A 1,834-nucleotide genomic window follows, 5' to 3' on the forward strand; every position below is an offset into this window, starting at 1 on the left:
TTGGCGATCCTTTTCATTCTCACTTTGTCTCTTGCATAACATGAGGCTTCACCGAGGACTATATAATTAACCTGTCCCCATGTCACCCATGTCACGTCAAATGTCATTCGAACTTTATCGATAGAGTCTCTTTCACGGATTCAGCAAAAACAAAGCAGGCAGCACAGATGATTGACAGTCAATCTGATCTGGGCTGCCTGCTCTCAGCAACACAGGGCTTCAATCTTACCCTGCCTATTTATTTCGGCGTCTCCTGATAAAACCGCCAAGACCAGCAAGCCCTGAACCGAAAAGGAGCAAAGAAGCCGGCTCCGGTACAACCTGGAGTGTGGAAGGATCTTGCCCCTCACTAACCCACCCGTTAGGATCCGTGTACTTTCCCGTCGCCGGGTTAAAGATTGGATTTAAGGTTCCTTGAAACTGAAGATCTGCCTTTACAGCGTTTACAGGGTTTAGGGGAAAGGCACCATCTTGAAAAATATAGGATGACAGGGCCGCCCCACCGACGATATCTCCGTAAAAGATGAACCCTCCGGTAGTAAGACTCGTGACAGTTGATTTTTCAATATCCCAATCTGAAGCTGCGAAACCACCATTCGGGCCTTCAGCCAGAGAGTCGTAATTCTCGAGAATGCCCGGGGTAAGGGCAACGTCAAGCCATAGAGTGCCGTCATCCATGTTAGTGCCAAACGACCCATATTTCCCATCGCCGGGACCGGCTGTTGCGTCTAGAGCATAAGCATCGAAGTTCACATTGAACACCTCTAAGTAAGCCACCCCACTCTTAGTGTAGTCATTATCCGCATCTTTATCAAAATATAAATCATACGGAAAGGCAGCGGGAGGATAGCCAGCATGAGCAGTATCGAGCTTCAGTCCACCGAATCGCGCAAACAGAAAATCGCCCGAACTAGGTGTCCATAACGGTAAGCTACTTAAAGTCGTGGGATTTTCTATATCCCCAGCCGTGATTTTATAAATACCCGTAATTTGAGCTATACCCCAAGTTCTTCCGGATCCTGTACTCCAATCAAACTGCGATCCGGAAGCAGAGGGAAGGTCCACTGTGTTTGGGCTCCCATCAATTCCCGGCAAATCACTTTTACCATCACCGTTTTGATCCGGAGGATCAAACACTCCCTGCCAATCCAGTTTTAGAGCGATATCACCGATTTGCAGCATCGGAGCCGCACCCGAGTGAGGTATCATGATCACTAGGACAAAACTCGTCGTCAACAGAAACACACCTATGCTTCTAGCTGTTAATTTCATTGCGTCCTCCTTTTCTACTCAACAAGTTTCACATACGAACACTTGGCGACGTTATCGAACCTTGGAAAATCAAGCGTCATGAAATGCAACTCAATATTCCCTCCTTTCTTCTCGATTTCTTCTAATCCGGTGTATCACAAAAACCGAGCCCAAATTAGAGTGGCCCTCCTTTCGAGAGTACACCAGAGTTGCATGCAGATTCCGTGCCAGCCATTCCAAGAGTGCAAACCTCTTATAACATCATATTTTTACACAAATAAAAGTCATTGCTTTTTAACTTTGCTGGACGGCTTCATCCTCCCGTGTGCAAGGCCGTTCCGTTCAAGTGGAACGTCAGTTCACTGAAGGGAAAATGTTTGCACAACTACCTGGCGATTAACAACCTTCCCAAGGGTTCCCGGCAACACTGTTGACTTAAGCATTTTGTCACGGGACACCTTAGAATGGAGTTAGGGCGACACCCAGATTTGCGCACCTGAGCCCCTGACACGAAGTGCATTCGGTGGCAGAGTCTCCCGTGGGAGGATAAGGTGGACCCCATTGTCAAGACAACGTTTGGAGA

General features: G+C 47.7%; 1 protein-coding gene. It reads right to left on the reverse strand.

Annotated elements, in window-relative coordinates:
- Positions 1-234: 234 nt before the first annotated feature.
- Positions 235-1,272 (reverse strand): PEP-CTERM sorting domain-containing protein, encoded by a 1,038-nt coding sequence (locus BUB04_RS18585; RefSeq protein WP_073042297.1) that lies wholly within the window; start codon positions 1,270-1,272, stop codon positions 235-237.
- Positions 1,273-1,834: the final 562 nt, after the last annotated feature.

Origin of the sequence: Desulfacinum infernum DSM 9756, from assembly GCF_900129305.1 — a bacterium.
In the GTDB taxonomy this organism is placed as follows: domain Bacteria; phylum Desulfobacterota; class Syntrophobacteria; order Syntrophobacterales; family DSM-9756; genus Desulfacinum; species Desulfacinum infernum.